The following is an 8202-nucleotide window of genomic DNA, read 5'->3' as shown; positions in this document are numbered from 1 at the left end:
GTGTAGCAAGCTACGGTGAAAGAAAATGCGTTCGACTTGCATGTATTAGGCACGCCGCCAGCGTTCGTCCTGAGCCAGGATCAAACTCTCATAAAAAGTATTGATAAGTCAAAAAATGACTTTAAGCTCAAAATTGATTTTGCTAGCTATTGCTTGCATGTATTTTTCTTTAACTCGAAAGTTAAAGACCCTACACATTTGGTTGTTTGCATTTATTTGTTCAGTTTTCAAAGGTCTACTTTGTCGTTTAGCAACAACTCTTATATCATACTCAAGTCTCAACAGTTTGTCAAGAACTTTTTTAAATATTTTTCAAAGTTGTCACTCGCTCAATCAGCGACTTTCATATCATAACAAACGTTCAAATCGTTGTCAAGCTTAAATTTCAAAAACTTTAAAACTCATCGAAAGTTTATTTTATTTAGCCGTTTGATTTCAGCGACTTTGTTAGAATATCACGATTCAAATGATGCGTCAAGGGGTTTTTACAAAAAAAGTTATAAAAACGTTTTCGAACAAAAGATAAGCCCAAATACCTTGATAAAACAAAAGGTATTCAGGCTTTTTCAACTAAAATTGTTTCAAGGTTTGATACAAAGCGGCTACTGGTAGACCGACAATTGCATAATAATCCCCTTCAATAGATTGGATAAACTTACTTGCTAGCCCTTGAATGGCATAGGCACCGGCTTTGTCTTTATATTCATCTTCTAATAGATATTGTGTGATTTCTTCCTCGGTCATTGGATAAAAAGTGACTGCAGCTTTACTGATAAAGTTTGCTACCTTGTCTTTTGATTGAATGCTGACAGCTGTGTAGACTTCATGTGTTTGTCCGCTAAGCATTTTCAACATGAATCTAGCATCATTTTCATCTTGAGGTTTCCCTAAAATTTGATTCTGACAGATAACTGAAGTATCACTACCAATAACTACAGCTTCGGGATAATCTTTTAAAATAGTCGCTACTTTTTGAGTCGCCATCCGTTGTACATAATCAATTGGTTTTTCACTTGGATAAGGCGTTTCATCAATATCTGCAGGTACAGTTTGAAAGTTCTCTACCACTCTTGCTAGTAATTCTTTTCTTCTAGGTGATTGTGAAGCGAGTATATATTGCATTTGATTTCCTTTCTAATGTGGATCTTGAATACGTTTAAACATCTTTTCTAAATCTTTATTGGTAAAATGAATGAGTACTGGGCGCCCATGTGGACAATTATATGGATTTTCACATTTAGCTAAATCAGCAAGTAAGGTTCTGGCTTGAATATCACTTAAATGATGATTGGCTTTAATCGAACGTTTACAACTCATCATAATCGCCGTTGCTGCTCTAAAATCTTTCACCGTCACCGAACCGTTAATTAATACCATATCAATCATTTCGCGAATAATTGTTTCTTCTTGCCCTTTAGGATACCAAGTAGGATGGGCACGCACGATAAAACTATTTTGCCCAAAATCTTCCAATTGAATACCGACACTGACTAGCACATCTTTTTTCTCTTTTAATTTTAGATAATCACTATTTGGATAATCCAAAACAATCGGAATCAGTAATTCTTGCAAATGTTCATCCACTTCGCCAATTTTTTCCCGATAGTATTCATATTTAATCCGCTCTTGAGCCGCATGTTGGTCGATAATGTATAAACCGCGGTCTGACTGGGCAAAAAGGTAAGTCCCATGCATTTGACCAAAATATTCTAAATACGGAAAGGCTTCGTGCTCACTTGGCGTTTCATGTTGCTTTAACAAGGCATAAACTTGTTTGGCATCTAAATCCTCATGAAGACTCTCTGTTGGCTCAAATGGATCACTTTCTGGCAGTTCGCGTACCAAGTTATCCACACTTTCAGTTTCGAATATTTGTTCGTCAAGTGTTTCTTCTTGACTAGATAATGTTGAATTTTCAAGATTTTTAACAAGGTTGTCAAAATCATCTGTTCTTTTTCCACATTCATCCACAAGATTATCCACAGAATTATCCACATTTTCACTTGTAGTTACCTTGTTTTCCCCAGAATCGAGGGTTGGCTCTAAGTAAAACTGATTCTTCTGACTATCAAACTGCAACTTTCCACCTTTTTTCTCCACAGCAGGGGACAAATCTAGGTTTAATTGTGTTGGTTTGACTTGTTCTTTTGGATTGACTTTTTGTTTAAAATCGAGATTCGCACCGACATTAGGAATCAAGACTTGTTCGCGCAACTTATCATTGATTGCTTTACTTACCAATGAAAATAGTTCTTCTTCCTTAGAGAGTCGGACTTCTTGCTTGGTTGGATGGACATTCACATCCACCAATAACGGATCAGTTTGAATCTCGATAACCGCAATTGGAAAACGGCCAATCATTAATTTCGAGCCATAACCGTTCGTAATCGCCTTATTTAACCCATGATTTTTGATGTAACGACCATTAATTAAGGTGGTAATATAACTTCTACCTGCACGTGTTAACTCAGGTAAAGACACATAGCCACTAACCCTAAAATCTAGGTTTTCTGCTTGAATCGCTAACATCTTTTTGGCATTTTGCAGTCCATATATTCCGGCAATAGTCTGCTTTAAGTCGCCACTGCCATTGGTTTTTGTGAGCTGATGACCATCATGAACCAAAGAAAAGGCAATATCCGGATGACTTAAAGCTAGACGATTCACCACATCAGTAATATTGGCTAATTCTGTCTGCAAAGATTTCACATACTTCAAGCGAGCGGGTGTATTATAGAATAAGTCCGACACCTTGATATTCGTCCCTTTGCGCAAAGAACCTGGCTTTTCAACAACCACTTTGCCACCATCTAATTCAAGGTAACTCCCCTCAATGGCATTTTCTTGCGCACTTTCGATAACCACTTTAGACACCGAAGCAATACTAGGTAATGCCTCGCCGCGAAAACCTAACGTGCGAATACGAAACAAATCATCACGGCTGTGGATTTTACTCGTTGCATGACGCTTAAAGGCATTCACCATATCATCTGGCGCAATCCCCTCACCATCATCAATAATCTGAATGGTTTTAAGGCCCGCTTCTTCAATAAAAATCTCAATCTTATGACTATGCGCATCAATCGCATTTTCCAATAATTCTTTAACGACCGAAGCTGGACGTTCCACAACTTCTCCGGCCGCGATTTGGTTAGCTAACTGTTCAGAAAGTTCTTGGATTTTCCCCATGTTCTCACCTCAATTCTCAAAATATACTTCATTATTCCTTTTCCAATTCACGTTTTAATTCATTTATCGTAAAGAAGACATCCATTGGCTTTAAGTTTGCCAAATCCATCGACTTAATTGCCGCCAATACTTTTTCTTCAGCTGGCGTCATTTCACTAAATAAGGATAATTGCTCCATCTCTGGGGTACTTGGCTTTTCATTAACGGTTGCTGCCACATTGATTGCTTCTTCCTTACTTTGACTAACGACTTGTGCAACTTGTTTTTCTTCTTGATTTTCTAATTTGGTTAAAATCTGATCTGCACGTGCAATTAAGCTTTCTGGCAAGCCTGCTAACTTTCCAACATGAATACCATAACTTTTATCAGCCGGACCTTGCATCATCTTATGAAGGAATATGACTTCTCCATCTTTTTCCGTTGCCCCAACATGAATATTCACCAAACCAGGCAATTGGCTTTCTAAGGCAGTTAATTCATGATAATGGGTTGAAAAGAGTGTCTTTGCTTGGACATGATTTTGCAAATATTCAATAATCGCTTGTGCCAAAGCCATTCCGTCAAAAGTAGCAGTTCCGCGGCCTAATTCATCAAATAAGACCAGACTATTCACACTTGCATGGCGCAATGCTTGATTGGCTTCCATCATTTCGACCATAAACGTACTTTGACCGGCAATTAAATCATCACTAGCCCCAATTCGCGTGAAAATATGATCAAAAATAGGCAAAGTCGCTTCCTTAGCTGGTACAAAACAACCCATCTGCGTCATGACCACACTCAAGGCAAGTTGACGCATATATGTACTCTTACCAGACATGTTCGGTCCTGTAATGAGCAACATGGTCGTCTCTTTTGGCATTTCAATCGAGTTGGGAATATAGGTTTGAGCGCCTAACACTTTTTCAACAACTGGGTGACGGCCATCAATAATTTTCAACTCATGGTCTTGACTAAGCACTGGACGCACGTAGCCATATCGTTCACTCACAATTGCAAAGGCTAGCAAGCAGTCTAATGTAGCCACGGCTTTTGCTAAAGTTTGCAATTCACTAATTTTACCTTTTACTTGCTCGCGAATTCCGATAAATAACTGATATTCTAGCTCGGTAGATTTTTCTTGCGCCCCTAAGATTAATTCTTCTAACTTTTTCAATTCAGGTGTAATAAAACGTTCTGCATTCGCCAAAGTTTGCTTACGATCAAAACGTGAAGTATCCAAATTAACAAGATTAGCTTTCGTGATTTCAATATAGTATCCAAAGACACGATTGTAGCCGATTTTTAGATTTTTCACACCGGTTAATTCACGTTCTTTGGCTTCTAATTCGGCTAACCATTGTTTCCCATTTTTCATCGCCAAACGGTATTCATCTAGCTGTTCATTGTAGCCCGTTTTGATGAGATTACCTTCATTTAATTGTAAAGGCGCCTCTTCATCAATCGCTTGCTCAATCAAATCCACCAAATCATTCATCGGATTTAAATCTTGTAAAAGCACTTGCCACTGACCTTGATCAATACCCGTTAAAATCTGTCTAAGATAAGGGATTTGTGCCAGCGATTGTTTTAATTGTAATAAATCACGCGCATTAACACTTCCAAAAGATACCTTTCCTGCCAAGCGTTCTAAATCATATACTTTTGTTAAACCTTGAATGATATCTTCCCGTTCAAAAAAAGAAGTAATCAAAGAAGCCACCATTTCCTGACGACTTAAGATTTGCTTTTCTTGAATTAATGGACGATCTAACCACTGTTTTAAAAGACGTGCACCCATGGCGGTCTTCGTTTCATCCAACAACCATAGTAAAGTGCCTTGCTTTTTGCCCGTACGAATCGCTTGACTTAATTCCAAATTGAACTTCGAATAGTAATCCATTTTCAAATAATGGTCGACTTGATAACTTTGCGCCTGTTGAATGTGGTTTAAGCTGCGTTTTTGTGTTTCCGACAAATAGGCTAATAAATGATTGGTTACCACTTTTTCGATGTCTGACTGTAGTTGATTCGTCAAAAAGCTTAATTCTGCATTTTCCTGTGCCTCTAATTGAAAAGAAATCACTAAAGATAGGCGTTGTTTTAAAGTTTGCGTCAATTTTTCAGGAATTTCCGTCGTATAAACAATTTCTTTTGTCTGTAAAATCGAAGCCTCATTTAACACACTCTCTTCATCTGCAAGCACTGTGGCCTTTAATTCACCTGTAGACAAATCGACATAACTAAAACCAAATTGGCCCGCTTGGTAACTTAAAGCCGTTAAAAAATTATTTTCTTTCGCAGCTAAAGACTTACCCTCCATCACGGTACCCGGAGTGACTAATTGCACCACTTCTCTTTTCACCATGCCTTTAGTTAGCTTAGGATCTTCTACTTGTTCACAAATCGCCACTTTATACCCTTGCTCTACCAAAGTATCAATATAGCCACTCGCTGCATGATAAGGAACGCCACACATTGGAATTGGATCTTCGGCATTTTTATTACGACTGGTTAAGGTTAACTCTAAAATTTGAGCCGCTTTTTTAGCATCCTCATAAAACATTTCATAAAAATCACCTAAACGATAAAACAAAAACGCATCTGGATATTGCGCCTTGATTTGAAAATATTGTTCCATCATCGGTGTATGTTTTGTCTTTTGTGGCATCACTGTTTTCCTTCCTGTTCAAGTTGTTGATTCACTTGATATTGAATTTTATTCGTCAAATATTGTAATAAATCATCGGCCTCAATTAACTTTTCACGATAACTGACGACTAACGGGTGATTTTTATAACGTTCATTTTCCTCGTCTAGACGTTTGATTGCTTCTTGTTTAGCCTTTTCTTTGCCATAATGCTCAAACTGAACGACTTGTTTTTGTAAGTTTTTAATTTCTTCTTCTAAATCTTTCAGGCCTTGATGCTGATTCACTTTTGCTTGAATTTGTTTAAAATGACGAATTGTTTCATTCTCTTGTAGCAATTGCTTAATCTGCTCAAGGGTTTGTTGAATTTGTTGTTCTTCCTCTAGATATGTCATTATTTCATCCTATCTAATCATTTTCGCTAAATGGGCGGTCTTCACTGATTTGAATCGGAAAAATTCGGGTTGCTTGACCTGTCTTATCATCCACATCAATGACACAAGCAGATAAAATAAAACGTCCTTTTTCCACCACTTCAAAACGTTGTGGCAAGCTAGTTAAGAATTTTTCGATCACCGCTTCTTTTTTCATCCCTAAAATGCCATCATAAGGTCCCGTCATGCCGACATCAGTTAAATAAGCTGTTCCTTTAGGTAAAATTCGGGCATCATTGGTTTGCACATGAGTATGTGTCCCAACCACAGCTGATACTCTACCATCTAAAAACCATCCCATCGCTTGTTTTTCGCTCGTTGTCTCTGCATGAAAATCGACAAAAATATAAGGAGTACGCTTTTGAATTTGGGCTAATAATTCTTCTATTTTGCGGAAAGGATCATCTAAATCCACCATAAATGAGCGTCCTTGCAGATTCACTACCGCTAATTCTTGTTGGTTCACCTTTACAAAGACCACGCCAACACCCGGCACACCTGTTGGAAAATTCGCTGGTCGCACCATTCTCTTAGCATCCTCGATAAATTCGAAAATCCCCCGGTTATCCCAAGCGTGGTTACCTAGCGTAATCACATCGGCCCCATCTTGTAAAAATTTCTTATAGATTTTTTCGGTAATCCCGCGACCACTGGCTGCATTTTCACCATTCACAATTGTTACTTGTGGACGATATTTTTTCTTTAATTTTGGCAAGTAATCACTGACTGTATTGCGTCCTAAAGATCCCACAACATCCCCAATAAATAATAACCTCAAAATTTTTCCTCTTCTCTAATTAATCTCATTTCTTTATTATAAGCTAGGATAGAAAATTAAGCAAAATTTCCCATACAAAAAGAGGCATCCACCTTCTGACGCCTCCATTTTTTGAATATTTTTATGCAGTGATTAACCCTAATTTATTTAATGCATGATAAATGCCATCTGAATTATGATCTTGGGTAACTAAATCTGCATGTTTTTGCACTTCAGCATTGGCATTACCCATCGCCACACCAACACCAGCCATCGATAGCATTTCACGGTCATTCATGCCATCTCCAAAACAAATGATGTCTTCTTGCTGAATGTCTAAATCCTCAGCCACTTGCAAAATCGTCGCTGCTTTAGAAATCCCTTGCGTTAGGACATCCACACAATTTGGGTGCCAACGAACAAAACGTAAATCTTGATACTTTTCATCAAAACGACCTTCATGTTTCGCTGAATAAAAAGCCAATCCCGCATAAACATCTTCCTCTTTGGCAAATTGTGGATCTAAATTTGGTAAAGTTGATCCAAATGACTCCATCGCATCGGTCATTTTAGGTAAATCTAAAGAAGTAATCCGCTTTGTTTCATCTAAACCTACTAAAGCCACATCAATTCCTAAAGGTACTACCTCTTCTTTTAAGGCTTTTAGCGAATCCATCGGTAAGAGTTGTTTATGAATTTGCTTATTATCTTTAAAGGCCGCCGCACCATTACATAAAATATAGTTTTCAAAATCAAGTGCATCAATCACTGGTTTGGCCAATACACGTGAACGACCAGTCGCCAATGTCACATAATGCCCTTGAGCTCGCAAACTTTCAATCGCCATCCGTGTACTAGGCAACACTTGTAAATTCTTATCTAATATTGTCCCATCAATATCAAATGCAATTAATTTTCGGTTCATCTTCACACTATCCCCCAACTTTTATGTATGCGTCTACTTTACTAAAATTTTCGCATTCTGGCAAATATCAAAGCTTACTTGAGAAGAAACAAACTGTACGCACCGCTATCATGAACATCAATTTATATCGAGCTATGATACACTTCACTAAAAAAAATGGGGCTGACCCAAAAGTAGCCCCTATGTGAAAAAATAGAGGTCTTTCCATTTAGATAGTAGTGGAAAGATCTCTATTTATCTTTTGAAAGTGAATACAAAAATAAAGCAC

General features: G+C 37.8%; 6 protein-coding genes. All 6 read right to left on the bottom strand.

Annotation, left to right across the window (positions count from 1 at the left end):
* Window positions 1-570: 570 nt before the first annotated feature.
* The 6 genes from ACTQZM_RS11400 to ACTQZM_RS11375 all read right to left on the bottom strand — a co-directional run bounded on the left by ACTQZM_RS11400 (window position 571) and on the right by ACTQZM_RS11375 (window position 7934).
* Window positions 571-1122 carry a Maf family protein gene (locus ACTQZM_RS11400; RefSeq protein WP_441653832.1) on the bottom strand — a complete coding sequence of 184 codons (552 nt, stop codon included), beginning with the start codon at window positions 1120-1122 and terminating at the stop codon, window positions 571-573.
* 12 nt (window positions 1123-1134) lie between these two features.
* Entirely contained in the window at window positions 1135-3189 is a 2055-nt protein-coding gene (mutL, locus tag ACTQZM_RS11395) for a DNA mismatch repair endonuclease MutL (protein ID WP_441653831.1), read from the bottom strand.
* A gap of 31 nt (window positions 3190-3220) precedes the next feature.
* Entirely contained in the window at window positions 3221-5839 is a 2619-nt protein-coding gene (gene mutS / locus ACTQZM_RS11390; RefSeq protein WP_441653833.1) for a DNA mismatch repair protein MutS, read from the bottom strand.
* Window positions 5839-6213: a YlbF family regulator gene (locus ACTQZM_RS11385; RefSeq protein WP_441653830.1), complete on the bottom strand. Its 375-nt coding sequence runs from the start codon at window positions 6211-6213 to the stop codon at window positions 5839-5841. Before ACTQZM_RS11385 ends, mutS begins: the two co-directional genes overlap by 1 nt.
* A gap of 13 nt (window positions 6214-6226) precedes the next feature.
* Window positions 6227-7030, bottom strand: coding sequence for a TIGR00282 family metallophosphoesterase (locus ACTQZM_RS11380; RefSeq protein WP_016250792.1), 804 nt, complete (start codon window positions 7028-7030; stop codon window positions 6227-6229).
* Window positions 7031-7151: 121 nt separating this feature from the next.
* Window positions 7152-7934, bottom strand: a complete 783-nt coding sequence (locus tag ACTQZM_RS11375) for an HAD family hydrolase (RefSeq protein ID WP_113784639.1) — start codon at window positions 7932-7934, stop codon at window positions 7152-7154.
* Window positions 7935-8202: the final 268 nt, after the last annotated feature.

This window comes from Enterococcus cecorum (assembly GCF_052119425.1).
In the GTDB taxonomy this organism is placed as follows: domain Bacteria; phylum Bacillota; class Bacilli; order Lactobacillales; family Enterococcaceae; genus Enterococcus_E; species Enterococcus_E cecorum_C.
This window is presented reverse-complemented; position numbering and strand designations above follow the sequence as displayed.

What these genes read in the sequence shown, in the direction of transcription:
- mutS (WP_441653833.1), bottom strand. Translation starts at nt 5,839, where the DNA reads ATGCCACAAAAGACAAAACATACACCGATGATGGAACAATATTTTCAA.
- mutL (WP_441653831.1), bottom strand. Translation starts at nt 3,189, where the DNA reads ATGGGGAAAATCCAAGAACTTTCTGAACAGTTAGCTAACCAAATCGCG.
- ACTQZM_RS11385 (WP_441653830.1), bottom strand. Translation starts at nt 6,213, where the DNA reads ATGACATATCTAGAGGAAGAACAACAAATTCAACAAACCCTTGAGCAG.
- ACTQZM_RS11375 (WP_113784639.1), bottom strand. Translation starts at nt 7,934, where the DNA reads ATGAACCGAAAATTAATTGCATTTGATATTGATGGGACAATATTAGAT.
- ACTQZM_RS11400 (WP_441653832.1), bottom strand. Translation starts at nt 1,122, where the DNA reads ATGCAATATATACTCGCTTCACAATCACCTAGAAGAAAAGAATTACTA.